Raw genomic sequence first — 26,099 nt, 5'->3', positions numbered from 1 at the left:
TAGCGCCGGCTCGGCGGCGCCCCGGGACCGGGTGGCTAGACCAGCGACGCCTCCGACGGGGACGGTCCCGGGGCGACGGCCGGGCCGGGGGCGGTGGCGGGGGCGGGGTCCGCGGTGGACTCGCCCTCGGTGGCGGGCGGTTCGGCGGCGGGCGCGGGCCCCACCACGTCCGGCACGCCGCGCGGCGGGACCGGCGGGGTCTGAGGCGCGGTGCGGGCCGCCTCGACGCGGCGGGTGAACCAGATGACCTTGCCGTCCGCGGTGCCGCAGGTGCCCCAACTGTCGCTGAGCGCCGCGATCCTGGCGAGCCCGCCACCGGCCGCGCCCTCCAGCCGCGGCAGCCGGGGGCCCTCGTCGGCGACCGAGGCGGTCACATGGCTTCCGCTCCACCGGAGTTCGAGCACGCAGCGGGCGTCGGGGCCGATGTGGCGATGGACGTTGGTCAGGAGCTCGGCCACCCCCTCGCACACCGGCGCGATCTCCAACTCAAGGCGCCAGTAGCGCAGATGGGCGGCGACGATCCGCCGGATCTGGGGGACCCGCTCCGCCGAGGCGGGCAGTTCGACCGTGTAGTGCCGGTGTGGTGGTGTCATGTCGAGGCTCCTCACCGCGAGGCTCACGCCCTTCACCTCGTTGCACCAACGAACCCCGAACACGAGGAGTGAGCTTCCGTCACGAATGGCTGGAGTGCCATGCTGACCCGGCGGTTACCGGCCCGCAACAGGGAGCGATCCGTTTGAGGTGACCCGCTCTCAGGTGAGCGGCTACGCCAGCGCCGCCAGGATCTTGTCGGGGGTCAGCGGTAGCTCGCGCAGCCGGACGCCGGTGGCGTGCCAGACCGCGTTGCCGAGCGCCGCGGCGGTGCCGACGATGCCGATCTCCCCGATGCCCTTGCTGCCCATGGGGTTGAGGTGGGGGTCCTCCTCGTCGAGCCAGTACGCCTCGACGGCCGGGACGTCGGCGCACGCCGGGACGTGGTACGTCGCCAGGTCGCAGGCGGTGAAGTCGCCGAACGCGGGGTCGACCTCGCTGCCCTCGGTGAGGGCCATGCCCAGGCCCATGGTCATGCCGCCGATGAACTGGGAGCGCGCCGTACGGGAGTTGAGGATCCGTCCGGCCGCGTACTGGCCGAGCAGCCGGCGGGTCCGGACCTCGCCGGTGCGGGTGTCGACCTGGACCTCGGCGAAGACGGCGCCGAAGGCGTGTTGGGCGTACGGGGAGGGCTCGGCGGTCTCCTCGCGGGTGTCCCGGGTGACCGTGAGACCCTCGGCGGGGAGCGGCCCCTCGTGGTCGCGGAGCCGGTCCAGCAGTGCGGTGCACGCCTTGTGGACGGCCCAGCCCCAGGAGGCGGTGCCCATGGAGCCGCCGGCGAGCACGGCGGGCGGCAGATCGCTGCTGCCGATGTCGACATGGACGCGGTCCTCGGGGGCGCCGAGCACGGCGGCGGCGATCTGGGTCAGGACGGTGCGGGCGCCGGTGCCGATGTCGGTGGCGTTGACCCGGATCCGGTAGCCGCCGTCGGGGGCGGCGTGTGCCTGGGCCGTGCTGGCGCTGGCGAAGGTGGGGTAGGTCGCCGAGGCCACGCCGGTGCCGAGCAGCAGGTCGCCCTCGCGGCGGACGGCGGGGCGCGGGTCGCGGGTCGCCCAGCCGAAGCGTTCCGCGCCCCGGTGCAGGCACTCGACGAGGTGCCGACTGCTGAACGGGCGGCCGGTGTCCGGCTCGGTGTCGGTGTCGTTGCGCACCCGCAGTTCGACGGGGTCCAGGCCGAGGGCGACGGCGAGTTCGTCGAGCGCGGACTCCAGCGCGTACATGCCGGGGGCCTCGCCGGGGGCGCGCATCCAGGAGGGGGTGGGGACGTCGAGGGCGGCGACCCGGTGCACGGTGCTGCTGTTGGGCGAGGTGTACATGATGCGGGCCGGGATCGCGGCCTGTTCGACGAACTCGACGAGGGTGGAGGTGTACGAGACGCTCTCGTGGCCCAGGGCGGTGAGCACGCCGTCGGGGCCGGCGCCGAGCCGCACCCGTTGGATGGTGGGCGTCCGGTGACCGACGACGGCGGCCAACTGCCGGCGCGGCAGGGCGAGTTTGACGGGGCGGCCGGTGTACCGGGCGGCCATCGCGGCGAGCACCACCTGGGGGCGGGGCGTCCCCTTCGAGCCGAAGCCGCCGCCGACGTGCTCGGAGACCACGGTGATCTCGTCGGTGCCGAGCTTGAACAGCGCGGCCAGGTCCTCGCACACCCTGGTGGCGCCCTGGCTCGCGTCGTGGACGGTGAGGTGGCCGTCGGTCCACTGGGCGGTGGCGGCGTGCGGCTCCATGGGGTGGTTGTGCAGCGGGGGCACGGTGTAGGTGACGTCGACGGTGGTCGGTGCGGCGGCGAACGCCGCGTCGAAGTCGCCGCGTTCGCGGGCCCCGGGGCCGCCGAAGACCTCGTCCGGTACGTACAGCCCGGGGTGGTCGGCGGTGAGCAGCACGTCGTGGCCGTCGGTGGCGTAGCTGATGCGGACGGCCTCGGCGGCGTCCCGGGCGGTCTCCAGGGTGTCGGCGACGGCGAGCGCGACGTACCAACCGCGGTGCGGGACGCGGTCCTCCTGGAGGAGCGCGAGGGTCGCGTCCTCGGTGGCGCCGAGGCGGGGCGCGTTCTCGTGGGTGAGGACGGCGAGGACGCCGGGCAGGGCCAGCGCGTCGCGGGTGTCCACGGCGGTGATCCGGCCGCGGACGACGGTGGCCGGGACCGGCCAGGCGTAGGCGCAGCCGGGCGGGGTGTGTTCGGCGGCGTAGCGGGCGGCGCCGGTGACCTTCTCGCGGCCCTCGCGGCGGACCAGGGGGGCGCCCAACGGGAGAGGCGGCGTCGACGGCTCCGGGGTTTCGTGGCGCATGGCGCGGGTCCTTGGGGTCGGGGGCGGGCGGGGTCAGCCGGGGGCGGCGAGGTCGGCCAGGACGCCGACGGCGAGGGCGCGGGCCAGCGGCACCTTGAAGCCGTTGTCGCGCAGCGGTGCGGCGGCGGCGAGTTCGGCGTCGGCGGCGCGGGCGAAGGTCTCCTCGGTGGCGGGCGCGCCGCGCAGCACGGCCTCGGCGGCGCGGGCCCGCCAGGGGCGGTGGGCCAGCCCGCCGAAGGCGAGCGCGGCGTGCTCGACGGTGCCGTCGCGGACGGCCAGGACGGCGGCGACGGAGGCCAGCGCGAAGGCGAACGAGGCGCGGTCGCGGGCCTTGCGGTAGCGGGAGTGCGCGCCGGGGCGGGCCGGCGGCAGCTCGACGGCGGTGAGCAGTTCGCCGAGCCGGATCTCGGTGTCCCGTTCGGGGGTGTCGCCGGGCAGCCGGTGGAACTCGGCGGCGGGGACGGCGCGTTCGCCCTCGGGGCCGCGCAGGTGCACGGTGGCGTCCAGGGCGGCGAGGGCGACGGCCATGTCGGAGGGCTGGGTGGCGACACAGTGCGCGGAGTGGCCGAGGACGGCGAGGTCGCGGTGGGCGCCCTCGATGGCCGGGCAACCGGAGCCGGGCTGCCGCTTGTTGCACGGTTTGGCGGTGTCCTGGAAGTAGGTGCAGCGGGTGCGCTGGAGGAGGTTGCCGCCGGTGGTGGCGGTGTTGCGCAGTTGCCCGGAGGCACCGGCCAACAGGGCCTGGGACAGCACCGGGTAGCGGTCGCGGACGGCGGGGGCCGCGGCGAGGTCGGCGTTGCGGACGGTGGCGCCGATGCGCAGCCCGCCGTCCGGGAGTTCCTCGATGCGGTCCAACGGGAGCCGGCTGACGTCGATGAGGGTGCGCGGCGCCTCGACGCCGAGCTTCATCAGGTCGACGAGGTTGGTGCCGCCGGCCAGGAACTGGGCGCCGGGCTGCCCGGCGGCGGCCCGCACCGCCTCGTCGACGCTGTCGACCCGGAGGTAGCCGAACGGCCTCATGCGCCGCCCACCTCCGCCCGTACGTCCGGCACTCCGGCCGCGTCGGCGACCGCCTCGACGATCCGGGGGTAGGCGCCGCAGCGGCACAGGTTGCCGCTCATCCGCTCGCGGATCTCGTCGGCGGTGAGCGCGACCGGCGCCCCCGAGCGCGCGGTGTGCGGGGTGACGTGGGAGGGGAAGCCGGCGGCCGCCTCGGCCAGGACGCCGAGCGCGGAGCAGATCTGGCCGGGGGTGCAGTAGCCGCACTGGAGGGCGTCGCGGTCCAGGAAGGCTTCCTGGAGGGGGTGCAGACGGTCGCCGTCGGCGAGGCCCTCGATGGTGGTGACCCGGCGGCCGTCGTGCGCCACGGCCAGCAGCAGGCAGCTGTTGGCGCGCCGGCCGTCGACCAGGACGGTGCAGGCGCCGCACTGCCCGTGGTCGCAGCCCTTCTTGGCGCCGGTGAGGCCGAGGTGCTCGCGGAGCAGGTCCAGGACGGTGGTGCGGTGGTCCAGGATCACGGTGTGCGGGGTGCCGTTGACGGTGAGGGTGAGTTCGGAGCGGCGGCCGTTGACCGGGCGGGGGCCGCCGGCGTCGTCCCCCGGTTCACCGGACGGCATCAGGGGGCGCCCTTGGTGACGGTCTGCGGCAGCGTCGCCAGCCGCAGTTCGACCTCCTTCTCCTGGTCGCCGGCGGCCGTGCCGAGGACGTCGACGGTGAAGGCGGACTTCAGGCCGGCGCAGAGCTGGTCCACCGCCCAATAGCCGCCCTGGAGGGAGACGGTGACGGGGGCGGACAGCCGGCGCGGTTCGGGGGTGCCGCCGCGCTCGCTGACGTCGACGGTGGAGGTCCACACCGTCGCGCCCGGCCCGGCCACTTCGGTGGGGACGTCGTCCGCGGCGCGGTCGGAGTGGAAGGCGGTGCGCAGGACACCGAAGACGGCGTGCGCGTCCTCGGTGCTGCAGCCCTCGACCTCCACGACGACCTCGGCCGCTACGTGTTCCGCGTGTGACGCCTGTTCCGCGCTGTTCACTGTGGGCCCTTCCCTCGGGTTGCCGGACGCTTCCAGGCTCGCCCGGCGTCCCGGAGCCGGCGACCCGAGGCTCGAAGGAGTGGTTTAAACGGGCGCACCGACCCGCCACACCAGCCCGAGGTTACTTTGTGTAGTCAGGGCGTGCTCTCCGTAATCGCCCTGTCGCCCCTGCCGTCAGCACCCCCAGGAGACCCGTTGACCAGTCCCCTCGTCGACCAGCAGGCCACCGGCTACAGCCTCCGCCACGCGCTGCGCATGGTGCGCGCCGCCGCACTCGCGCACCAGGACGAGAAGACGATCGAGACCACCGCCCGGGAATGGGGGTTCGACCGGGTGCGCCACCTCCACACCGCGTTCTGCCCGCCGTTCCCCCTCGACGAGGCCCGGGCGTACACCCTCGGCGGACGGCACGCGATCGTCACCGCGTTCCGCGGCGCCGAGCCCGCCGCGCTGCGGGGCTGGCTGTCGGCCGCCGCCACCCCGCCCTGGCCGGGCCCCGGCGGCCGGGGGTACGTCCACCACGGCTTCGCCGAGGTCCTGGAGTCGGTCTGGCCGCAGATCCTCACCGCGGTCAAGGAGCTCCGGGACGCCGACCAGGCGGTCTACTTCACCGGGCACGGCCTGGGCGGGGCGCTGGCGATGCTGGCCGGTGCCCGGCTGCACTTCGAGGACCCCCGCCTGACCGCCGACGGCGTCTACACCTTCGGCCAGCCCCGCACCTGCGACCCGGGCCTGGCCGGGGAGTTCAACGCCGCCTTCGCGGACCGGATGTACCGCTTCGTGAACCACCACGACCTGCTCCCCCAGCTCCCCGCCGAGCCGGCCTTCCGCCATGTCTCCGCGCTGCGCTACATCGACCCCCGGGGCGCGGTGCACAACACCATGCCGCTGCTCGGCGGCGCGCTGGACCGCGGCCGGGGCCTGACCGCCGAGCTGCTCGCCCCCACCTCGGACGGCATCCGCGACCACGCCCTGGCCGCCTACGTCACGGCGCTGGAGAACGCGGCGCGCGAGCAGGGCTGAGCCCCAAGTCGCCCAGCATCACGCCGGGTTCACCCCGCCTGGTGCACCGCCCCGGTCGGGGCGGTGAAGGGGACGGCGGCGGCGTGCGGGACGATCTCGACCTCGTCGCCGAGGGCCCACTCGGCGGCCCGGGAGGACATCGCGTGCGGGACGGTGTCGCTGATGCCGGGCGCGGCGGGGATGTCGTAGGTGGCGTGCGCGTCGTGCGGCAGGACGACGCGGTGGCCGCGGTCCAGGGCGGCCCGTGCGGTGGCCGCGACGCACATCTCGGAGAGCACCCCGCACACCGTCAGCTCCGTCACGCCCGCGTCGTCGAGCAGGGCGTCGAGCGGGGTGTCGGCGAAGCCGTCGTCCTCGGTCTTGCGGACCACGTGCTCGCGGGCGCCGGGTGTGACGGGCAGGTGGAGCTCCCAACCGGCGGTGCCCGGCTCGTCGACGGTGCCCGGCTCGCCGTCGTTCTGGAGGTGAACGACGAGGGCGCCGGCGGCACGGGCCCGGGCGAGCAGGTCGCGGGTGCGGTCGAGGACCCGGGCCGCGTCGGGCACCGCTTCCCCGCCGGAGACGAACGCGCTCTGCACGTCGACGACGAGGAGTGCCTGGACGGGGCGTAGCTGTGCGTCGGTCATGGTCTCCATGATCCATGGGCGCGGCGCTGGGCCGGTCGGGCGGGAACGCTTCCGGCCGGGCACGCATGGTTGCCACAGGCATCGACCGGGCGGATCATCCGTAGGTGCTCCACGGTCGTACGTGACTCGCGTCCCCGCGTGGGCGCCGGGCCGGTGGGGCACGGCATCCGATCCGCACCGCGACGACGCGAGGAGAGCACCGTGGAAGCTGTCACCGTCAACGGGCACTGCGCACCGGGGTACGAGGGGGTACGGGCCGCCTTCGAGCGGAACTTCCGTGACCAGGGCGAGGTCGGGGCGGCGGTCGCCGTGCTGGTGGACGGGGCGCCGGTGGTGGACCTGTGGGGCGGGCACGCGGACACGGCCGGGAGCCGGCCCTGGGAGCGGGACACCCTGGTCAACGTCTACTCCACCTCCAAGGGGATGGCCGCGCTGTGCGCCCATCTCCTGGTGGACCGGGGCGAGTTGGACCTGGACGCGCCGGTCGCGCGGTATTGGCCGGAATTCGCCCGGGCCGGCAAGGAGGCCATACCGGTGCGCTGGCTGCTCAGCCACCGCGCCGGACTGCTGGCGCCCCGCGAGCCGCTGGCCGAGGGCCGGGCCTACGACTGGGAGTACGTCTGCGACGCCCTGGCGGCGACCCCGCCCTGGTGGGAGCCGGGGACCCGGCAGGGCTACCACGCGGTGACGTTCGGGTATCTGGTGGGTGAGGTGGTCCGGCGGATCACCGGGCGGTCGCTGGGCACGTTCCTGCGCACGGAGATCACCGGGCCGCTCGGCGCCGACGTGTTCATCGGCACCCCGCCCGACGAACAGCCGCGGTGCGCCGACATGGTCGGGCAGCTCACCACCGACCTGCTCCGCGAGCGCTTCCCCGACCTGCCGACGCCGCCGGTCCGCGGGCTCGCCGACCACCCCCGGGCCGGCGTCGCGCTGGCCCTGACCTACATCCCCACCGGCGACGTCAACAGCGCCGCCTACCGCGCGGCGGAGATCCCGTCCGGCAACGCCCACGCGTCGGCTCGCGGCCTGGCCGCCGTCTACGGGGCGCTGGTCGGCGGCGAACTGGTGCGGCCCGCCGTCCTGGAGGCGATGCGCAGCCCGCAGAGCCGCCCGGACGAGCCGGACCTCACCCTCGGCGCGCTCACCCTGGACGGCACCGCCGACGCGTTCCGCTGGGGGCTGGGCTACATGCTCAACGAGCGGGGGCAGGCGGGCCCCAACCCGCGGGCGTTCGGGCACGGCGGCGCGGGCGGTTCGTACGCCTTCGCGGACCCGGAGAACGGGCTGGCGTACGCCTACGTCATGAACCGCTTCGGGGGCGGGACCAGCGGCGAGGACCTGCGCAGCCGGTCACTGGTGGAGGCGGCGTACGCGGCGCTGGCGGAGGCGCGCGGTCAGGAGGCTGCCGGCGGCTGAGGGGGCCTCCGGGCCGCCGCCTTTCGCCCCGGGTGGAGCGATAATGGGGGGGGCGGCATGGATCCGTCCGGCGCCGCCGCGGATGACGACGGCCCCGGGGAGAGGGCGTGGTGGCCATGGAAAGGGACACCGAGACGATTCACGAGGCGTACTCGTTCGTGTGTCTGCACTGCGGGCACGGGTGGGAGGAGGAGTACGAGATCCGGCACACCACCGATCTCGCGGGCCGTCGGCGCGCCGACTACTTCAACCACGGCCATCGGGTGCCCTCTCCGCTGACCCGCGCGGACTGCCCGGACTGCACCCGCGGACCGATCCGGATCCTGCGGCCCGGCCGGGTCAAGAACGCCCGGACCTACCTCGCCTGACCTGCCCGCACGGGGGTGCCCGGACCCGCTGCGATTCGGTAACGGAGGCCCGCACTCCGTCATTCAGCCCGGCAAACGTTGCATATGCTCAGGTCGGGGGCCCGGCGGTCGGTTTCGGACGGTGCGAAGCGGTCGGCGGCCGGGGCCTCGCGACCGATCGCCTCTCAGGGACCGCCTGGCTGGCCTGCCCTGAGCCTGGAAGACGCCGGAGTGGACCTTGACCGTGCAGAAGGGGGAGCCGCGCCCCCGTTCCCGTGCGCTCTCCGCGCTTCCGTACCTGGTCATGGCCGCGGTCAGCGCGGTGGACATCACCGCGGGCCCGGGCGTCGGCTTCCTGCCCCTGGTGTCGCTGGGGCCGGCGTTCGCCGGTCTGGTCGGCGGCTGGCGTCGGACGGCGCTGATCGGGCTGACCGCGGCCGTGCTCTGCGTGGGGCTGGGGGTCCACAGCGGGCTGTTCGAGAGCCGGCGCGGGCTGACCGCGCTGCTGTCGGTCGCGGGCGTGACCGCGGCCGGCGTGGTGGCCGCGGTGATGCGGCAGCGCCGGGAGGCCGAGCTGGCCAACGTGCGGTCGATCGCCGAGGTCGCCCAGCGGGTGCTGCTGCGGCCGGTGCCGCGCAGCGCCGGTCCGCTGCGGATCGCGGTCTCGTACACCTCGGCGGTGGCCGAGGCCCGGATCGGCGGTGACCTCTACGAGGTGGTGACCTCGCCGGCCGGGGTGCGGATCATCGTCGGGGACGTGCAGGGCAAGGGCCTGGAGGCGGTGGAGAGCGCCGCGGTGGTGCTCGGCGCGTTCCGGGAGGCGGCGCACGACGAGGCGGACCTGTCGGCGGTCGGCGCCCGGGTCGAGCGGGCGCTCAACCGCCATCTTTCCGGGGAGCGGTTCGTGACCGCGGTGCTCGCCGAGATAGGCCGTGGCCGCGACGCCACGCTGCTGAACTTCGGCCACCCCGCCCCGCTGGTCGTCCGCCCGTCCGGCGCGGTCGGCTACGCGCCGCCGCCGGAACGGGCGCTGCCGCTGGGCCTGATGGAACACCGGCCGGACGCGCCGGTCCCGTACCGGGTGCCGTTCGCCCCCGGCGACCAACTGCTCTTCTACACCGACGGGGTCACCGAGGCCCGGGACTCGGCGGGCTGGTTCTATCCGCTCGACGAGCGGGCGACGCTGCTGAAGGACCCCGACCCGGAGGCGGCGTTGCGGGCGGTCCGGGAGGACGTCGTCGACCACGCGGAGGGGCCGCTGCACGACGACGCGGCCATGCTGCTGGTGCGGTACCGGGTGGGGCACCGGGACCCGGAGCGGCCGGGCCCCGGCGGCGGTCAGGGCAGCGGCAGCCCGGTGTAGTTCTCGGCGAGTTCGGCGGCGGCGTGCCGGGAGCCGGCGATCCGGTCGAGCTGGGAGAGCTGGAGCCGGGTGTCGAAGTCGCTCTGGTCCGGGGCAGTGTGCAGGGTCGTGGTCATGAAGTGCGAGAAGTGCTCGGCGCGCCAGACCCGGCGCAGGCAGGTCGCGGAGTAGGCGTCGAGCGGTTCCGTCGAACCGGTGCGGTGCCACTGCGTCAGGGCGCGGGCCAGGACGGTGACGTCGGCGACCGCGAGGTTGAGGCCCTTGGCGCCGGTGGGCGGGACGATGTGGGCGGCGTCGCCGGCCAGCAACACCCGGCCCCAGCGCATCGGTTCGGTCACCGCGCTGCGCAGCGGGAGGACCGCCTTGGCGGTGAGCGGGCCGCGGGCCAGTTTCCAGGGGACGGTGTCGACGGCGGCGCGGGCCGCCAGTTCGTCCCAGATCCGGTCGTCGGGCCAGTCGTCCGGGTCGGTGCCGTTGGGGACCTGGAGGTAGAGCCGGCTCACCGTCGGGGTGCGCATGCTGAGCAGGGCGAAGCCGCGGGACGAGTGGGCGTAGACCAACTCGTCCTGGGAGGGCGGGACGTCGGCGAGGACGCCGAGCCAGGAGTAGGGGTAGGTGCGGGTGTAGGTCCGGCGGGCGGACTCCGGGATCGCCTCTCGGGCGACGCCGTGAAAGCCGTCGCAGCCCGCGACGTAGCGGCAGGTGAGGGTGCGTTCGCGGCCGTCGTGGGTGTAGTGGATGCGGGGCCGGTCGGTGTCGGCGCCGGTCACCGCCCGCGCCCGGGCCTCGAACAGCAGCGGTGAGCCACCTCGGAGTTGGAGCGCTATCAGGTCCTTGACGACCTCGGTCTGGGCGTAGACGGTGACCCGGCGGCCGTCGGTGAGCGCCGGGAAGTCCAGGCGGTGGGCGCGCCGGTCGTAGCGCAGCTCGATGCCGTCGTGGACCAGTCCCTCGCGGTCCAGCCGCTCCCCCGCCCCGCAGGCCCGCAGGACGTCGGTGGTGCCCTGTTCGAGGATGCCGGCGCGCTGCCGCTGCTCGACGTAGGCGCGGTCGCGGCCCTCCAGGACCACGCAGTCGATGCCGGCGCGGTGCAGCAACCGGGCGAGCAGCAGTCCGGCGGGGCCGCCGCCGACGATGCCGACGGTGGTCTCGTCCGGTGCGGTGGCGGTGCCGGGCATCAGTAGTCCGTTCCTGGGGCGGGCTGGGCGTGCAGCGGGGCGAGGTGGGCGAGGAGGGCGGCGAGGACCTCCGCGGGGCGTTCGACGCCGGCGAGGTGGGCGGCGCCGGACAGTTCGACGAGGTTGGCGTCCCGGATGCCGTCGGTGAGTTCGCGGGCGTGCGCGGGCGGGGTGGCCGGGTCGGCGCGGCCGGCCACGACGAGGGTGGGGGCGGCGATCCGCGGCAGCGTGGAGCGCAGGTCGTAGGCGGCGAGGGCGTCGCAGCAGGCCGCGTAGCCCTCGGGCGAGACGTCCTGGCGGAGGGCGGTGACCAGGGCGGTGGCCTCCGGTGTCGTGGCGAAGGCGGGGGTGAACCAGCGGCCGGCCGCGCCGTCGGCGACCTGGTCCAGGCCCTTGGCGCGGACCAGCGCGGCCCGCTCCCGCCAGCCGGCCGGCTCGCCGAACCGGGCGGAGGAGCAGATCAGGGCGAGCGCGCTGATCCGGGTGGGGTGGTGGGCGGCGAGCCAGGCGCCAACCGCGCCGCCGAGCGAGACCCCGGCGTAGGCGAAGGCGTCCAGGCCGAGGGAGTCGGCGAGTTGCAGGACCAGGCCGGCGAGTTCCGGGATGGTGGTGGTGCCGGGGGTGGCCAGGACGTCGGTGGGGGTGCCGCCGTGGCCCGGGAGGTCCCAGCGGACGACGTGGAACCGGCGGGCCAGGGCCGGGAGTTGGGGCTCCCAGAGGGCGAGCGAGGTGCCGACGGAGGGGCCGAGGATCAGCGGCGGGGCGCCGGGCGGGCCGTCGGCGGTGTGGTGCAGTGCGGGGGCGGCGGGGGGTGTCATGGTGCTCCTGTTCTGACTTCCCACGTTGTCGGCTCTCCCGCCGTGGGCTGCGCGAGCTACTTCCCACGTCGTCGGCTCTCCCGCCGTGGGGTTGCTGTGTGCGCCTGCGGCGCGGGGGTTGTTGGGTGCGGTGGCGGGGTTCCGGGGTGGGGTGTCCGGACTGCTCCGCTTGACGACCGGACACCCCACCCCGGAACCCCGCCACCTCCCGTGAGTGGGTGGGAATTGGGCGGGTGGGGGCGTGCGTATCGAGGTTGTATCGCATCGGGGGTGTGGGGCCCGTAGGTCCGCGGTCGGGTCGGCGCGTCCCGGGTGGGGGTCAGTGGAAGGCGAGGAACACGGTCTCCTCGGGGGTGTCGTTCGGGGGCTGTTGGAGTTGCACGTCGAAGCGGTAGCGGGCGGGGCCGTCGGGGCGGGCCAGCAGGGTGGCGGCGCGTTGCGGGGGCAGCGTCGAGAGCAGCGGGTCGGCGGCGTGGGCCGCGGTGTGCTCGGGGAAGTAGACGCGGGTGAACAGGTGGTGGAGCAGGCCGCGGGCGTGGACGATGACCGCGAGGTGGGGGGCGGCGTCCGGGCGGCCGGGCGGCGCGGCCGGGGACAGGGTGTGGAGCGCGTAGTGCCCGTCGGCGTCGGTGGGGACCCGGCCGAAGCCGGTGAAGCGCGTGCCGTCGCGGTGCAGCGAGCCGGGCTCGCGGGGCGGGCGGCCGTCGGGGCCGGGTTGCCAGAACTCCAGCAGGGCGTCGGCGACCGGTGCGCCCGCGCCGTCGCGGACGTGGCCGTGCACGGTGAGGGTGTCGGGGTGGCCGTCGGGCGCGATCCGGGCGCCGTCGGGGAAGGGCAGGGCGTGGCCGAAGAAGGGGCCGAGGGTCTGGGCGGGCGTGGGGGCGGGCGGCCCGCTGCGGTCGGCGGCGGCCGGCATCAGCGGCTCCCCTCGGTCCGGGTGGCGGCGGGGCCGTCCAGGACGACGTCCCAGCGGTAGGCCAACGCGCCGCCGGGGACGGACCGTTGGTGGTCGTAGGCGGCGATCAGGCGGTGGCGGTCGGCGGCGTCCGGGACCACGGCGAGGACCTGGTCGTACGGGAGGAGCGGGTCGCCGGGGAAGTACATCTGGGTGATCAGCCGCTGGGTGAAGGCGGTGCCGAAGAGCGAGAAGTGGAGGTGGGCGGCGCGCCAGGCGCTCTCGTCGGGGAGGGGGTAGGCGCCGGGTCTGACGGTGGTGAAGGCGTAGCGGCCGTGGTCGTCGGTGAGGCAGCGGCCGACGCCGGTGAAGTTGGGGTCCAGCGGCGCCCGGTGCCGGTCCCCGCGGTGGGCGTACCGGCCGGAGGCGTTGGCCTGCCAGACCTCGACGAGTTGGCCGCGGACGGGGCGGCCGGCGCGGTCCAGGACGTGGCCGGCGACCGTGATGCGCTCGCCGAGCGGGGCGCCGGGGTGCTGTCGGGTGAGGTCGGCGTCCAGGGCGTCGACGTCCGCGGGGCCGAAGACGGGGGCGGTCAGCTCGACCGCCTCGGGGTCGGTGGCGACGGCGAGGGGGTGACGGGGCCGCCGGGGGTGGCGCTCGGGGGCTCCGCGGTACGGCTCGGGGTCCGGGGTGGGGAGCGGCGGGGCGGAGGAGGGCGGTGCGGTCATGGTGCCCTTTCCTGCGGTGGACGGGTACGGACCGGTGGGCCGCCGGCGGCTCTCCGGCCGTGTCGGCGGACCGACTCCCTTTCAACTCCCTTCTGTGAGAAGGTCGTTCGCCTGGTGAACCGAAGTTCACACGGGCGACCGTCCCGAGTCTGGCCCCGGCCCGGGGACGTGTCAACGGTCCGCCCGGTACGGTTCCGCACTGCCGTGGACCGCATCGCCGCACCGTGGAGGGTCCCTTGCCGCCGTCCGTCCGCACCGCACCGCCCGCCCCGTCGCCGCCACCGGAGGCGGTGGCGCCGCTGATCCGCGCGCTGGCCGTGCTGCGCGCGCTGACCGCGGCCGGCGGGCGGGCGGCGGTGAGCGATCTGGTCCACGCCACCGGCCTGGCGCGCGCCACCGTGGACCGCGTGCTGAGCACCCTCGCGGCCCTCGGCCATGTCCGCGCCGAGGGCCGCGACGCGGTGCTCGCCCCGGGGTTGCTGGAGCTGGGCAACGCCTACCTGGCCGCCACCGGCCTGCCCGACCGGCTCGGCCCACTGGCCGACCAGCTCGCCGACGCACTGGACGAATCGGTCTCGCTGGCCGTCCCCGACGGCGACGGGGTGCGCTTCGTCCACCAGGCGACCCGCCGCCGCGCGATGTCGCTGGCGTTCCGGATCGGCGACCTGCTGCCGGCCGAACGGGGCGCGCCGGGCGCCCTGTTCGCGGCGGGCTGGGGCACGGCACAGTGGCGCCGCTGGCGGGCGCGGCGGGCCGCGGACCCGGCCGACGCCGGCTTCCCCGCGGTACCGCGGCGGGGTCGGGACGAGGCCGCCCCGGCCGGCGCCCGGCGGATAGCGGCGGACTTCACCGCGCGGGTGGCCGCGGCGCGGGAGGCCGACTGGTCCGCGGACGACCAGCTCATCGAGCCGGGCCTGATCGCGGTGGCGATGCCGGTGCGGGGGCCGGCCGGCGCGGCGGTCTGCGCGGTGAGCGTGGTCAGCCACACCAGCCGGCACGCCCCGGTCGCGCTGCCGGACGCGGTCCTCCCCCGGCTCCGCGGCACGGTCGCCGCCATGGAGGACGCACTGAGCGCACCGCGCGCCCCGGCGACCGGGGACGCCGGCCGCCCGGCCGACCGGCACCTGGCCGCGAAGCGGCAACTGGGCCCCGGCTTCGTCGTGTCGGTGGCCCGCGGGCTGGCCGTGCTCACCGCGTTCGGCCCGGGCCGGGAGGAGTTGACGCTCTCCGCCGTCGCCGGGGCCACCGGGCTCCCCCGCGCCACCGCCCGGCGGGCCCTGATCACCCTGGAGCACCTCGGCTACACGGCGTCCGGCGACGGGCGCTTCCGCCCCACCCCCAAGGTGCTGGACCTCGGCTTCGCGCAGCTCTCCGGGCTGACCCTGCCGGAGCTGGCCCGGCCCCAACTGGCCGCGCTGGCCGACCGGGTCGGGGACTCGGCCTCGTTGGCGGTGCTGGCCGCCGACGGCGGCGGCGCCGTCCGGTACGTCGCCGGGGTGCCGGCCGGGCGCATCATGAGCGTGACCGTCACGCCGGGCGCCCGGGTACCGGCGCACGCCACCGCCCCGGGCCGGGTCCTGCTGGCGGGGCTGTCGGCGGCCGAGCGGGCCGCCCGCCTGGGTGGCGCCACGGCCGCCGAACGGGCCGGGCTGCCCGCCCTGCTGGACCGGGTCCGCGCCGAGGGCCACGCCCTGGTCGACGACGAACTGGAGGCCGGGCTGCGCTCGTTGGCGGTCCCGGTGCACGACCGCGCCGGGCGCGTGCTCGCCGCGGTGGGCGTGGCCGGCCACGCGGCCGGCCGGCCGCCGGAGGCCACCGCGGCCGCCGTGCTGCCGGCGCTCCACGCATGCGCCGCCGCGATCAGGGACGAGGTGCGGGTGGCCGGGCGCTATCTGCCGCTGCCGGTGCCCTGAACTCCCCGGTGCACCGCGTCACTCGGCGGCGCGGCGCCGTTCGCGCTCCGCGCGGGCCGCGGCGGTGGCGACCGACGGCCACACCCGGTCCAGGGCGGCGTTCATGGCGGCGCCGACCAGCACCGCGAAGGCGGAGACGCCGATCCACAGCAGGACCGCGACCGGGGCGGCCAACGAGCCGTAGATCGTGGGGCCCTCGACGGTCGCGGTCAGGTAGAGCCGGAGCAGGAAGCTGCCCAGCAGCCACATCGCCAGGGCGACGATGGCGCCGGGGATGTCCTCGCGCCAGGGCGAACGGACCGGCACCGAGAGGTGGTAGAGGGTGGTGAGGAAGCTGATGGAGAGGATCACCACGACCGGCCAGTACAGGACGCGGATGGCGTCCCCGCTGGCGGGCAGCCAGCCGACGACGACATCGGGTCCTGCGACCATCAGCGGCAGCGCGATCGCCCCGGCCACCAGCGCGGCGAGGTAGAGCACGAAGGCCAGCAGCCGGGTCCTGACGATGCCGCGGCGGCCGTCGAGCCCGTACATGATCGTGATGGTGTCGACGAAGACGTTGAGCGCGCGGGAGCCGGACCACAGGGCGATGGCGAAGCCCAGGGAGATGACGTCGGGGCGGCGGGCGGTGAAGACGTCGTTGAGCAGCGGGCGGGCGATCTCGTCGACGCCGCGGCTGGAGAGCACGGTGCCGGCGGCGCGCAGCATGTGTGTGCGGAAGCTGTCGAGGGTGGCGTGGCCGATCCACGGTTCGGTGTAGCCGAGGATGCCGACCAGGCCCAGGATCAACGGGGGCAGCGAGAGCAGGCACCAGAAGGCGGCCTCGGCGGCCAGGCCGGTGACGCGGTAGCGCATGCAACTGCCGACGATGTCCTTGAGCAGCAGCCAGACGAGCCGGCGGGTGGAGACGTTGCGGTACAGGGCGCGGGCGCGGGTGAGGGGCCCGCGGGGCGGTCCCTGCGGTGCGTTCGGTTCGTTCGGCGGCGGCACCTCCTTACCGTATCGGGCATGGCAGCTACCACTCATACCGTGACGAACCAACCCCCGCCGCTGACCGGGTACGACGTCTTCGCCGCCGATCCGGCGCTCACCGAGGGGGTCGCCCGGTACGTCGCCGAGGAGCACCTCCACGACGTGCGGGAGGAACTCGGCCGGCTGGGGCGGGCGGCCGGCTCGACCCAGGCGCAGCGCTGGGGCGAACAGGCCAATGCCCACCCGCCGGTGTTGCGCACCCACGACCGCTACGGCCACCGCGTCGACGAGGTGGAGTTCCACCCGGCCTGGCACCGGCTGCTCGGCCACGCGGTGACGGCCGGGCTGACCGACGCCTGGTCCCGCCCGCACGGGCACGTCCGGCGCGCCGCGGGCTTCCTGGTGTGGACCCAGGTGGAGGCGGGGCACGGCTGCCCGCTGTCGATGACGCACGCGGCGGTGCCGGCGCTGCGGGCCGAACCGGAACTCGCCGCGGTGTGGCAGCCGCTGTTGACCTCGCGGGTGTACGAGCCGGAACTGCGGCCGGTCACGCGGAAGGCGGGGGCGCTGGCCGGGATGGCGATGACGGAGAAGCAGGGCGGCAGCGACGTGCGGGCGAACACCACCGTCGCCCGGCCGCTGGCGGCGGCCGGGGAGTACGCGCTGACCGGCCACAAGTGGTTCTGCTCGGCGCCGATGTCGGACGCGTTCCTGGTGCTGGCCCAGGCGCCCGAGGGGCTGACCTGCTTCCTGCTGCCGCGGGTGCTGCCGGACGGCACCCGCAACGCGTTTGGCCTCCAGCGGCTCAAGGACAAGCTCGGCAACCGCTCCAACGCCTCGGCGGAGGTGGAGTTCGACGGGCACACCTGGGCGCGCCGGGTCGGCGAGGAGGGGCGCGGGGTGGCGACGATCATCGAGATGGTCGCGGCGACCCGGCTGGACTGCGTGACCGCGTCGGCGGCGGTGATGCGGCAGGCGGTGGCGCAGGCGCTGCACCACGCCGCGTATCGGGAGGTGTTCGGCCGCCGGCTGGTCGAACAGCCGCTGATGCGCAACGTGTTGGCCGACCTGGCGCTGGAGTCGGAGGCGGCGACGACGCTGGCGCTGCGGCTGGCGGCGGCGTACGACGGCGGCACCGAACGGGACCGGGCGTTCCTGCGGCTGGCGCTGCCGGCGGCCAAGTACTGGGTGACCAAGCGGTGCACGCCGCTGGTGGCGGAGGCGCTGGAGTGCCTGGGCGGCAACGGCTACGTGGAGGAGTCGGGGCTGCCGCGGCTGCTGCGGGAGGCGCCGCTGAACTCGATCTGGGAGGGCGCCGGCAACGTCCAGGCGCTGGACGTGCTGCGGGCGCTGCGCCGCGAACCGGCGGCGCTGAACGCCTACTTGACGGAGATCGGCGCCGCGCGGGGCGCGGACCACCGGCTGGACCGGGCGATCCGGGGGCTGTTGACCGAGCTCGCGGACCTGGAGGGCATGGAGGCGCGGGCCCGGCGGCTGGCCGAGCGGCTGGCGCTGGTGCTCCAGGGCTCGCTGCTGGTGCGGTTCGCGCCGCCGGCGGTGGCCGATGCGTTCTGCGCCGCCCGGCTCGGCGGCGACGCGGGGGCGGCCTTCGGCACGCTGCCGCACACACTGGACCTGGCGGCGGTGGTGGACCGGGCGCGACCGGTGGTGGTCGGGTAGCACGCCAACGTGCGTGTCACGTAAGGGAGTTAGCGGCGCGACGGCGGTTCCGTACCCCCGGCCGGAACCGTCAGCAAGCCGGCTCCGGCCGGGGGACGGACAGGGGATAACCGCCGCCGCGCCGGGTGGGAGCGGCACCGCGCCGACTCGGCACCGTTCCCGGTCTTCAGGGCCATCGCGGCGGCTGCGGCGCGGTGCGTCCGCGCAGCGCCGCGTCGATGACCACGATGATCTCGACGTCCGGCACGTCCGGCCGGAAGCCGACCAGGACCCCGCGCGCCTCGTAGTACCGGATCACGCGATAGGCGTCGTCCGCGCCGTCCTGTCCCGCCTCGCGCAGGTGCACGACGAGGTCGGCGAAGGCCGGTACGGGCAACGGACCGCCGAAGCGCGCGACCCGGTCGAGGAGTTGCGGCGCGCCGTCGATCACGTAGCCCCCGGTCGGCAGGGGCTGACGTCTGATCAGGACGTCGACCGCGGACAGCCGGGGCACGCCGTAGTGTCCGGCCAGCCGGGCGGCCCGGGCGCTCCGGCCTCCCTCGCCGGTGCCGATCACCACGACACGCGGGGCGGCGGCCACCATGGTGAGCCCCCTCCCACACCGTGCCGACGACGTGGGCGGTCGATCGCGTCCCCGGCATCCATCGGAGGTCCTCCGTCGGGTGGCCGGTGAACGTCCGATGGGGGTCCCCGCGCCTTGGGGTGCGGGGGAAGAACGCCATCGACCGCCGGGGTTCAGGCTTCCCTGCGGGCGTCATAGGCCACAACGGTTGCATTCCGTTGCACCCGTTCTGCTCAATATCCTTCCCTGGCCGGCTGCTGACGGCACGATGGGCAGGGACCTGGAGCAGGCCGGACGCATGGGCGCAACGGAGAGCAGTGTGAACGACAGACCGATCGAGAGGGCCGGCGGACGAGCCGGTGACCGGCCGGCCGAGCGACCGTTGGAGAGCGCCGTCCGGTCGGCCCAGGACATCCGGGAGACCGCGCGGCGACTGTCCGGCGTCCACGAGGCGGCACTGACCGGCGAGTTGGCGTCGGAGGCGCCCCGGGACGCACCCCGCACGGTGATCGGGGAGTCCTGGCAGCGGGTGCTGGACCGCGGGGTGGACCCGGAGCGAGCCTCGGACCAAAACCTCCTGTCCGTCGCGGAGTTGGAGCACCGGCGGCAGCGGTCACGGCTGACGTCGGTGCTGCCGATGCTCGGCGGCGAGCTGCTGCCGTCCGCCGACGCGGCCCAGCAGATCATGGTGGTCACCGACGCCGAGGGCCGGGTGCTGTGGCGGGACGGCAGCGCGCCGATCCGGCGGATGGCCGACCGGCTGGGCTTCGACAAGGGCGCGGACTGGACGGAGGGGGCGGTCGGCACCAACGCGATCGGCACCGCACTGGTGGCCGGCAGCCCGGTGCTGGTGCACTCCGCCGAGCACTTCCTGCGCAGCCACCACCAATGGACCTGCGCCGCGGCGCCGTTGCACGACCCCCGGGACGGGCGGCTGCTCGGCACCGTCGACCTCAGCGGCCCGGCGCACTCGTTCCATCCGACGACGCTGGCGCTGGTCTCCGCGGTGGCCCGGCTCGCCGAGGGCGAGCTGCGCACCCGGCACCACGCGTCCCTGGACCGCCTGCGGGCCAGCGCGGCACCGGTGCTGGCCAGGATCGGCGGGCGGGCGCTGGCGGTGGACCCGCACGGCTGGACGGCGGCGGTGACGGGGATGACCCCGCCGGACCGGGTGGCGCTGCCCAGGGAACCGGAGGCCGGGCCGCTCTGGCTGCCGCGGTACGGGATGTGCACGCTGGAGCCGTTGCCGGGCGGCTGGTTGATCCGGCTCGGCCGCCCGGAGCCGGTGCCGGGGCCGCACCGGGTGGTGCTGGACCTCGGCGGGGCGGGCGGTCCGGTGGTGACGGTGACCGGCCCGGCGGGCAGTTGGTCGCACGCGCTGACCCCGCGCCACGCCGAGTTGCTGTTCCTGCTGGCCGCCCATCCGCGCGGGCGCAGCGCGGCCGAGCTGGCCCGGGACGTGTTCGGCGACGGCGGACGGACGGTGACGGTCCGGGCCGAGCTGTCCCGACTGCGGCGCCATCTCGCCGGGGTGCTGGCCCATCGGCCGTACCGCTTCGCGGACGGGGTGGAGGTGGAACTGCGGCTGCCGGCCCGGCCGGTGGAGCTGCTGCCGCACTCCACGGCGCCGGGGGTGCTGGCGGCCCGGCGGTCCGGGGACGGGCGGCCCGGCGGGCCGCCGCCGGAAAACCCGGTGCGCGGGCGCACCCCCCTCCTCTAGGGTGGGCGCACTCTGACACAGCTCTCCAGAAAGACGTCGCAGAACGGGAGCGGACGGCGCGCGGGAGCGCGCGCCGGGCCAGACGAGCGGGCGACACGACCATCCGCGTTTCCGCATGCCCTCGGCATGCCGTTCTGGAGGATCCTCCGTGTCCGTAGGTCTCGGCCTTCCCATCGGCGACCCCGCACAACTGCTGGGCTGGGCGCGGCGCGCCGACGCCGCCCCCTTCTCCACCGTCGCGCTGCTCGACCGGCTCGTCTACGCCAACCCCGAACCCCTGGTCACCCTGGCCGCGCTGGCCGGCGCGACCTCCCGGGTGCGGTTGCAGACCGAGGTGCTGCTGGCCCCGCTGCACCGCACCGCACTGCTCGCCAAGCAGGCCGCCACGCTGGACCTGCTGTCCGGCGGCCGGTTCACGCTCGGCATCGGCCTCGGCGGGCGCGCCGACGACTACCTGGCCGCGGGGGTGGAACTGCGCACCCGGGGCCGCCGGTTGGACGGGCAGATGGCGACGCTGCGTCGGCTGTGGGCCGGTGAGCCGCTGTCCGCGGACGTCGGTCCGGTGGGGCCGGCGCCGGCCCGGCCCGGCGGTCCCGAGGTGCTGTTCGGCGGGTTCGTGCCGGCCGTGGTGGAGCGGGTGGCCCGGTGGGGCGACGGCTTCCTCGCGGCGGCCCTGCCGTCCCAGCAGATGGACGGGATGTTCCGGGACGTGGAGGCCGCCTGGGCCCGCGCCGGCCGGTCCGGCCGCCCCCGGCTGCTGGCCCAGGTGAACGTCGCCCTCGGCCCCGACGCCGTGCTGGACCGCGCCCGGCGCGAGCTGCGCGCGTACTACGGCGCCTCCCCCTCCACCGACCACGTCGTGCGCGGTCTGCTCACCACCCCGGCGGCGGTCCGCGAGGCGGTGGCCGGCCTGCTGGCCATCGGGTCGGACGAGGTGATGCTGTACTGCTGGTCGCCGGACCCGGACCAGGTCGGGCGGCTGGCGGACGCGGTCTTCGCACCGGAGGGCGACTGGCCCGGCATGGCGGGCTGACCACCGCGGACCGGGCGACGGCGGCGGGCGGCGTCCCGTCTGCCGGACCGGCGCCCGGCTTCTCGCCCGTTGTGATGTGCTGGCCGCATGAGCCACCCCGTCACCACCTGGTACCTGGAACAGACCTCGCCCGCCGACCTCGCGCCCGCGACCGCGCCGCCGGCGGAGCAGGGGGTGCGGATCGCCCGTTCCGAGACGCCGTCGCCCGAATTCAGCCGGTTCCTCTACACCGCGGTCGGCGCGGACATCCTGTGGACCGACCGGCTGGGGTGGTCGTACGCGCGGTGGACCGAGCACCTCGGAGCGCCGGGGACCGAGACCTGGGTCGCGTACGAGCGCGGGACGCCCGCCGGGTTCATCGAGCTCCAGGCGCAGCCGGAAGGGGCGGTGGAGATCACCTACTTCGGGCTGCTGTCGGCGTTCCGGGGCCGACGGATCGGCGGGCAGTTGCTCACCCACGGGACGGCGCGGGCCTGGGACCTGGCCGAGCGGTGGCCCGGACTGCGGGAGACCGAGCGGGTGTGGGTGCACACCTGCAGCGACGACGGGCCGCACGCGCGGGCCAACTACGCGCGGCGCGGCTTCCGGCTGTACGACACCGAGGCGAGCGAGGAGCCCGTCGTCGAGACGCCCGGACCGTGGCCCGGCGCGGGCCCGGTGCCGACCGCCGCCAACTGACCCGAAGCCCCCTCCCCGCTCCATCAGGCCACCCTCCGCGGGCCCTTCGCCGCTCCCCCGACGACGCCCGACCGCGCAGCCGCCGCTCACCCGTCGCGTGACGAACGCCACACCGTCTCGCCATTCAATACATACGCGTCCACATCTTGGATGACGGTGGACTGTCCGAAGAATCGCGTGCCACGCTTCCGTCATGTCTGAAGCTGGAATTGCCTTGGTGAGTCGGCGGCACGTCGACCTCGGCCGCATGTCCAGCGCCATTTGTCGGGCGGGCTGAGGCCGCGCGTGCCGGGACCGCCGCCGCGCCCCCGGACACCACTCAGCACCACCGTTCTCGCACGCCGTCCCCATCGTCGCGGACGCGCTGCACCCCCGACCCGCAAAACCGCCCCGAAGTGCGCCGCCGTGCGCCGCGTTCGGCATGTCCGCGCAGGTCACCCGGGGTCCACCGCAGCCGTCCGCAGCCCCTTTGAGCCGCCCAGAAGGACGTAAACCATGGCCGCCAACCCGGACCTCCCCACCGCCACGACCCGCCGCAAGGCCGGCCGCCACCGCGGCGAGGGCCAGTGGGCCGCTGGGCACTTCACCCCGCTCAACGGCAATGAGCAGTTCAAGAAGGACGACGACGGTCTCAATGTGCGGACACGCATTGAGACGATCTACTCCAAGGCCGGTTTCGACTCCATCGACCCCAACGACCTGCGGGGACGGATGCGTTGGTGGGGCCTCTACACCCAGCGCAAGCCCGGCATCGACGGCGGAAAGACCGCGATCCTGGAGCCGGAGGAGCTGGACGACGAGTTCTTCATGCTGCGGGTCCGGGTCGACGGCGGCCGGCTGACCGTCGCCCAGCTGCGCACCGTCGGCGAGGTCTCCGAGCGGTACGCCCGCGGCACCGCGGACATCACCGACCGCCAGAACATCCAGCTCCACTGGATCCGCATCGAGGACGTCCCCGCCATCTGGGAGAAGCTGGAGGCGGTGGGACTCTCCACCACCGAGGCGTGCGGCGACTGCCCGCGCGTGATCATCGGTTCCCCGGTGGCCGGCATCGCGGCGGACGAGATCATCGACGGCTCCCCGGCCGTGGACGAGATCCACGAGCGCTACATCGGCAGCAAGGAGTTCTCCAACCTGCCGCGGAAGTTCAAGACCGCGGTCTCCGGCTCGCCCCTCCAGGACGTGGTGCACGAGATCAACGACGTCGCCTTCGTCGGCGTCGTCCACCCCGAGCACGGCCCGGGCTTCGACCTGTGGGTCGGCGGCGGCCTGTCCACCAACCCCAAGTTGGCCCAGCGCCTGGGTACTTGGGTGCCGCTCTCCGAGGTCGCCGACGTCTGGGCCGGCGTGGTCGGCATCTTCCGCGACTACGGCTACCGCCGGCTGCGCAACCGCGCCCGGTTGAAGTTCCTGGTGGCCGACTGGGGCACCGAGAAGTTCCGCCAGGTGCTGGAGGACGAGTACCTCAAGCGGAAGCTGGTGGACGGCCCGGCGCCGGAGCAGCCGGTCGCCCAGTGGCGCGACCACGTCGGCGTGCACCGGCAGCAGGACGGCCGCTTCTACGTGGGCTTCGCCCCGCGCGTCGGCCGGGTGGACGGCACCACCCTCGCCAAGATCGCCGAACTCGCCGCCGAGCACGGCTCGGACCGCCTGCGTACCACCGTCGAGCAGAAGCTGCTCATCCTCGACGTGGCCGAGGACCGGGTCGACTCGCTCGTCGCGGGCCTGGAGGCGCTGGACTTCCAGGTCAGCCCCTCGCCGTTCCGGCGCGGCACCATGGCCTGCACCGGCATCGAGTTCTGCAAGCTGGCGATCGTCGAGACCAAGGGGCGCGGCTCCTGGCTCATCGACGAACTGGAGCGCCGGATGCCGGACTTCCAGGAGCCGATCACCATCAACCTCAACGGCTGCCCCAACGCCTGCGCCCGCATCCAGGTCGCGGACATCGGCCTCAAGGGCCAGTTGGTGCTGGACGAGAACGGCAACCAGGTCGAGGGCTACCAGGTGCACCTCGGTGGCGCGTTGGGCCTGGAGCCGGGCTTCGGCCGCAAGGTCCGCGGGCTGAAGGTGACCGCCGACGAACTGCCCGACTACGTCGAGCGGGTGCTGCGCAACTTCCAGGAACAGCGCGCGGACGGCGAGCGGTTCGCCACCTGGGCGGCGCGCGCCGAAGAGGGTGCGCTGAAGTGAGCCGGACCGCGACAGTTGGGGAGACATCGTGAGCGAACGCGCCGCGCCGTTCTACTGCCCGTATTGCGGGGACGAGGATCTGCGTCCGTCGGAGGGCGGATCGGGGTCCCCCCAGGCCGGGCCGGGCCGAGGGCCCGGAGGAGGGGCATGGGAGTGCCGGGCGTGCAGCCGCGGCTTCCGGCTCGCGTTCCTGGGCCTGTTAGCCCCGGGAGCCACTGGGCCCCGGTCCGCTTCCGACGGAGGTACGCCGTGACGCCCACCGACCTCCAGCGGCTCGCCGAACAGGCGGGCCGCGACCTGGAGGACGCGTCCGCGCCGGAGATCCTCCGGTGGGCCGCGGAGACCTTCGGCAGCCGCTTCTGCGTGACATCCTCGATGGAGGACGCGGTGGTGGCGCACCTGGCCTCCCGGGCGTTCCCCGGCGTGGACGTGGTGTTCCTGGACACCGGGTACCACTTCCCGGAGACCCTCGGCACCCGGGACGCGGTGGCGGCGGTGATGGACGTCAACCTCCTTACCCTGACGCCACGTCAGACGGTGGCGGAGCAGGACGCCGCGTACGGGCCGAAGTTGCACGAGCGCGATCCGGACCTGTGCTGCCGGCTGCGCAAGGTCGAGCCGCTGAAGGCCGGCCTGGCGCAGTACGACGCCTGGGCGACCGGGCTGCGCCGGGACGAGTCGCCGACCCGCGCCGACACCCCGGTGGTGGGCTGGGACGCCCGACGGCAGAAGGTCAAGGTCTCCCCGATCGCCCGCTGGACGCAGGACGACGTGGATGCCTATGTCACCGAGCACGGGGTACTCACCAACCCGTTGCTGATGGACGGCTACGCCTCCGTCGGCTGCGCCCCCTGCACCCGCCGGGTGCTGGCGGGTGAGGACGCGCGGGCCGGCCGCTGGGCCGGCACTAACAAGACCGAGTGTGGACTGCACTGATGGCGGAGATTCAGGAGAGAGAGATGACGGGCGCCACGATCTGGCTGACCGGTCTGCCGAGCGCGGGCAAGACCACCCTCGCGCGCGAGCTGGCCGACCGGCTGCGCGGCGAGGGCCACCGCGTCGAGGTGCTCGACGGTGACGAGATCCGCGAATTCCTTTCCGCGGGCCTCGGCTTCGGCCGCGCCGACCGGCACACCAACGTCCAGCGGATCGGCTTCGTCGCCGAACTGCTGGCCAGCAACGGCGTGAAGGCCCTGGTCCCGGTGATCGCCCCGTACGCGGACAGCCGGGAGGCGGTGCGCAAGCGCCACCAGGGCGAGGGCACCCCGTACGTGGAGGTGCACGTCGCCACCCCGGTCGAGGTCTGCTCCGAGCGGGACGTGAAGGGCCTGTACGCCAAGCAGGCGGCCGGCGAGATCTCCGGTCTGACCGGCGTCGACGACCCCTATGAGGCGCCGGCGGATCCGGACCTGCGGATCGAGTCGCACACCCAGACCGTCCAGGAATCCGCGGCGGCGCTGCACGCGCTGCTCGTCGAGAGGGGGCTGGCGTGACGACCGTCGCTTCTGTCACCGAGGAACTGCACGACCCCTACGCGCTGTCCCACCTGGATGCGTTGGAGTCGGAGGCGGTGCACATCTTCCGTGAGGTGGCGGGGGAGTTCGAGCGGCCGGTGATTCTGTTCTCCGGTGGCAAGGACTCGATCCTGATGGTGCATCTGGCGTTGAAGGCGTTCGCGCCGGCGCCGGTGCCGTTCGCGTTGTTGCACGTCGACACCGGTCACAACTTCCCCGAGGTGATCGACTACCGCGACCGTGTCGTGGCCCGTCACGGGTTGCGTCTGCACGTCGCCTCCGTGCAGGACTTCATCGACCGCGGCGAGGTCCGCGAACGCCCCGACGGCACCCGCAACCCCCTGCAAACCGTCCCCCTCCTGGACGCCATCGACTCCCACCGCTTCGACGCCGTCTTCGGCGGCGGCCGCCGGGACGAGGAAAAAGCCCGCGCCAAAGAACGCGTCTTCTCCCTACGCGACGAGTTCGGCGGCTGGGACCCCCGCCGCCAACGCCCCGAGTTGTGGCAGCTCTACAACGGCCGACACTCCCC

At 74.9% G+C, this 26,099-nt stretch carries 27 protein-coding genes; 15 read left to right on the top strand and 12 right to left on the bottom strand.

The window, feature by feature from the left end; all coding sequences use genetic code 11:
- Positions 1 to 35 precede the first annotated feature (35 nt).
- The 5 genes from ACIQU6_RS25610 to ACIQU6_RS25590 all read right to left on the bottom strand — a co-directional run bounded on the left by ACIQU6_RS25610 (position 36) and on the right by ACIQU6_RS25590 (position 4,908).
- On the bottom strand, positions 36 to 593 hold the full coding sequence (locus tag ACIQU6_RS25610) for an ATP-binding protein (RefSeq protein WP_403484008.1): 558 nt from the start codon (positions 591 to 593) through the stop codon (positions 36 to 38).
- Between the two features lie 171 nt (positions 594 to 764).
- Positions 765 to 2,879 carry a xanthine dehydrogenase family protein molybdopterin-binding subunit gene (locus tag ACIQU6_RS25605; RefSeq protein ID WP_403484007.1) on the bottom strand — a complete coding sequence of 705 codons (2,115 nt, stop codon included), beginning with the start codon at positions 2,877 to 2,879 and terminating at the stop codon, positions 765 to 767.
- A gap of 33 nt (positions 2,880 to 2,912) precedes the next feature.
- Positions 2,913 to 3,899 carry an FAD binding domain-containing protein gene (locus ACIQU6_RS25600; RefSeq protein WP_403484006.1) on the bottom strand — a complete coding sequence of 329 codons (987 nt, stop codon included), beginning with the start codon at positions 3,897 to 3,899 and terminating at the stop codon, positions 2,913 to 2,915.
- On the bottom strand, positions 3,896 to 4,495 hold the full coding sequence (locus ACIQU6_RS25595; protein ID WP_403484005.1) for a 2Fe-2S iron-sulfur cluster-binding protein: 600 nt from the start codon (positions 4,493 to 4,495) through the stop codon (positions 3,896 to 3,898). Before ACIQU6_RS25595 ends, ACIQU6_RS25600 begins: the two co-directional genes overlap by 4 nt.
- Positions 4,495 to 4,908 (bottom strand): hypothetical protein, encoded by a 414-nt coding sequence (locus ACIQU6_RS25590; protein ID WP_403484004.1) that lies wholly within the window; start codon positions 4,906 to 4,908, stop codon positions 4,495 to 4,497. Before ACIQU6_RS25590 ends, ACIQU6_RS25595 begins: the two co-directional genes overlap by 1 nt.
- A gap of 195 nt (positions 4,909 to 5,103) precedes the next feature.
- On the opposite strand from ACIQU6_RS25590, the gene ACIQU6_RS25585 reads away from it, so the two are divergent.
- Positions 5,104 to 5,931 carry a lipase family protein gene (locus ACIQU6_RS25585; protein WP_403484003.1) on the top strand — a complete coding sequence of 276 codons (828 nt, stop codon included), beginning with the start codon at positions 5,104 to 5,106 and terminating at the stop codon, positions 5,929 to 5,931.
- Positions 5,932 to 5,960: 29 nt separating this feature from the next.
- Here ACIQU6_RS25585 and ACIQU6_RS25580 read toward each other — a convergent pair whose 3' ends face one another.
- Complete coding sequence (locus tag ACIQU6_RS25580; RefSeq protein ID WP_403484002.1) at positions 5,961 to 6,557, bottom strand: isochorismatase family protein; 597 nt, start codon at positions 6,555 to 6,557, stop codon at positions 5,961 to 5,963.
- A gap of 201 nt (positions 6,558 to 6,758) precedes the next feature.
- On the opposite strand from ACIQU6_RS25580, the gene ACIQU6_RS25575 reads away from it, so the two are divergent.
- From ACIQU6_RS25575 to ACIQU6_RS25565, 3 genes are all read left to right on the top strand, one after another.
- Positions 6,759 to 7,976 (top strand): serine hydrolase domain-containing protein, encoded by a 1,218-nt coding sequence (locus tag ACIQU6_RS25575; RefSeq protein WP_403484001.1) that lies wholly within the window; start codon positions 6,759 to 6,761, stop codon positions 7,974 to 7,976.
- A gap of 116 nt (positions 7,977 to 8,092) precedes the next feature.
- On the top strand, positions 8,093 to 8,344 hold the full coding sequence (locus ACIQU6_RS25570) for a hypothetical protein (protein WP_403484000.1): 252 nt from the start codon (positions 8,093 to 8,095) through the stop codon (positions 8,342 to 8,344).
- Positions 8,345 to 8,627: 283 nt separating this feature from the next.
- Positions 8,628 to 9,686 (top strand): PP2C family protein-serine/threonine phosphatase, encoded by a 1,059-nt coding sequence (locus ACIQU6_RS25565; protein ID WP_403484051.1) that lies wholly within the window; start codon positions 8,628 to 8,630, stop codon positions 9,684 to 9,686.
- On the opposite strand, the gene ACIQU6_RS25560 is transcribed toward ACIQU6_RS25565, so the two are convergent.
- The 4 genes from ACIQU6_RS25560 to ACIQU6_RS25545 all read right to left on the bottom strand — a co-directional run bounded on the left by ACIQU6_RS25560 (position 9,662) and on the right by ACIQU6_RS25545 (position 13,305).
- A complete protein-coding gene (locus ACIQU6_RS25560) occupies positions 9,662 to 10,864 on the bottom strand; it encodes a 4-hydroxybenzoate 3-monooxygenase (protein ID WP_403483999.1) in 1,203 nt (400 codons plus the stop codon). The genes ACIQU6_RS25565 and ACIQU6_RS25560 overlap by 25 nt on opposite strands.
- Positions 10,864 to 11,682 (bottom strand): 3-oxoadipate enol-lactonase, encoded by an 819-nt coding sequence (gene pcaD / locus ACIQU6_RS25555; protein ID WP_403483998.1) that lies wholly within the window; start codon positions 11,680 to 11,682, stop codon positions 10,864 to 10,866. Before pcaD ends, ACIQU6_RS25560 begins: the two co-directional genes overlap by 1 nt.
- A gap of 319 nt (positions 11,683 to 12,001) precedes the next feature.
- Positions 12,002 to 12,598 (bottom strand): protocatechuate 3,4-dioxygenase subunit alpha, encoded by a 597-nt coding sequence (pcaG, locus tag ACIQU6_RS25550; protein ID WP_403483997.1) that lies wholly within the window; start codon positions 12,596 to 12,598, stop codon positions 12,002 to 12,004.
- Positions 12,598 to 13,305 carry a protocatechuate 3,4-dioxygenase subunit beta gene (locus ACIQU6_RS25545; RefSeq protein ID WP_403483996.1) on the bottom strand — a complete coding sequence of 236 codons (708 nt, stop codon included), beginning with the start codon at positions 13,303 to 13,305 and terminating at the stop codon, positions 12,598 to 12,600. The genes pcaG and ACIQU6_RS25545 overlap by 1 nt, the downstream gene beginning before the upstream one ends.
- A 236-nt stretch (positions 13,306 to 13,541) precedes the next feature.
- Between ACIQU6_RS25545 and ACIQU6_RS25540 the strand changes: the two genes are divergently transcribed.
- The gene (locus ACIQU6_RS25540) at positions 13,542 to 15,218 is read left to right on the top strand and encodes an IclR family transcriptional regulator C-terminal domain-containing protein (RefSeq protein ID WP_403483995.1); all 1,677 of its coding nucleotides are present in this window, start codon (positions 13,542 to 13,544) and stop codon (positions 15,216 to 15,218) included.
- 18 nt (positions 15,219 to 15,236) lie between these two features.
- Here ACIQU6_RS25540 and ACIQU6_RS25535 read toward each other — a convergent pair whose 3' ends face one another.
- Positions 15,237 to 16,208, bottom strand: coding sequence for a YihY/virulence factor BrkB family protein (locus tag ACIQU6_RS25535; protein WP_403483994.1), 972 nt, complete (start codon positions 16,206 to 16,208; stop codon positions 15,237 to 15,239).
- Positions 16,209 to 16,226: 18 nt separating this feature from the next.
- Here ACIQU6_RS25535 and ACIQU6_RS25530 point away from each other — a divergent pair, with 18 nt between their 5' ends.
- On the top strand, positions 16,227 to 17,870 hold the full coding sequence (locus tag ACIQU6_RS25530; RefSeq protein ID WP_403483993.1) for an acyl-CoA dehydrogenase family protein: 1,644 nt from the start codon (positions 16,227 to 16,229) through the stop codon (positions 17,868 to 17,870).
- A gap of 166 nt (positions 17,871 to 18,036) precedes the next feature.
- Here the strand turns inward: ACIQU6_RS25530 and ACIQU6_RS25525 are convergent, their stop codons facing one another.
- Complete coding sequence (locus tag ACIQU6_RS25525) at positions 18,037 to 18,453, bottom strand: hypothetical protein (protein ID WP_274912675.1); 417 nt, start codon at positions 18,451 to 18,453, stop codon at positions 18,037 to 18,039.
- A 298-nt stretch (positions 18,454 to 18,751) separates the two neighbouring features.
- On the opposite strand from ACIQU6_RS25525, the gene ACIQU6_RS25520 reads away from it, so the two are divergent.
- The 9 genes from ACIQU6_RS25520 to cysD form a co-directional block, all read left to right on the top strand.
- Positions 18,752 to 20,152, top strand: a complete 1,401-nt coding sequence (locus ACIQU6_RS25520; protein WP_403483992.1) for a GAF domain-containing protein — start codon at positions 18,752 to 18,754, stop codon at positions 20,150 to 20,152.
- 148 nt (positions 20,153 to 20,300) lie between these two features.
- Entirely contained in the window at positions 20,301 to 21,185 is an 885-nt protein-coding gene (locus tag ACIQU6_RS25515) for an LLM class flavin-dependent oxidoreductase (protein ID WP_403483991.1), read from the top strand.
- Between the two features lie 87 nt (positions 21,186 to 21,272).
- On the top strand, positions 21,273 to 21,863 hold the full coding sequence (locus ACIQU6_RS25510) for a GNAT family N-acetyltransferase (protein WP_403483990.1): 591 nt from the start codon (positions 21,273 to 21,275) through the stop codon (positions 21,861 to 21,863).
- 193 nt (positions 21,864 to 22,056) lie between these two features.
- Positions 22,057 to 22,140 carry a putative leader peptide gene (locus ACIQU6_RS25505; protein WP_383424235.1) on the top strand — a complete coding sequence of 28 codons (84 nt, stop codon included), beginning with the start codon at positions 22,057 to 22,059 and terminating at the stop codon, positions 22,138 to 22,140.
- Between the two features lie 218 nt (positions 22,141 to 22,358).
- On the top strand, positions 22,359 to 24,053 hold the full coding sequence (locus ACIQU6_RS25500; protein WP_403483989.1) for a nitrite/sulfite reductase: 1,695 nt from the start codon (positions 22,359 to 22,361) through the stop codon (positions 24,051 to 24,053).
- Between the two features lie 28 nt (positions 24,054 to 24,081).
- Positions 24,082 to 24,306 carry a hypothetical protein gene (locus ACIQU6_RS25495; RefSeq protein ID WP_403483988.1) on the top strand — a complete coding sequence of 75 codons (225 nt, stop codon included), beginning with the start codon at positions 24,082 to 24,084 and terminating at the stop codon, positions 24,304 to 24,306.
- Entirely contained in the window at positions 24,303 to 24,989 is a 687-nt protein-coding gene (locus ACIQU6_RS25490) for a phosphoadenylyl-sulfate reductase (protein WP_403483987.1), read from the top strand. The genes ACIQU6_RS25495 and ACIQU6_RS25490 overlap by 4 nt, the downstream gene beginning before the upstream one ends.
- Before the next feature lie 23 nt (positions 24,990 to 25,012).
- On the top strand, positions 25,013 to 25,546 hold the full coding sequence (gene cysC / locus ACIQU6_RS25485) for an adenylyl-sulfate kinase (protein WP_403483986.1): 534 nt from the start codon (positions 25,013 to 25,015) through the stop codon (positions 25,544 to 25,546).
- The coding region (gene cysD / locus ACIQU6_RS25480; RefSeq protein ID WP_403483985.1) for a sulfate adenylyltransferase subunit CysD at positions 25,543 to 26,099 on the top strand (557 nt) is incomplete at its 3' end. The genes cysC and cysD, both read left to right, overlap by 4 nt.

This window comes from Streptomyces sp. NPDC090442 (genome assembly GCF_044769405.1).
Taxonomy (GTDB): Bacteria; Actinomycetota; Actinomycetes; order Streptomycetales; family Streptomycetaceae; genus Streptomyces.
Note: the sequence above shows the minus strand (reverse complement) of the source record. Positions and strands in the feature narration are given on the sequence as shown.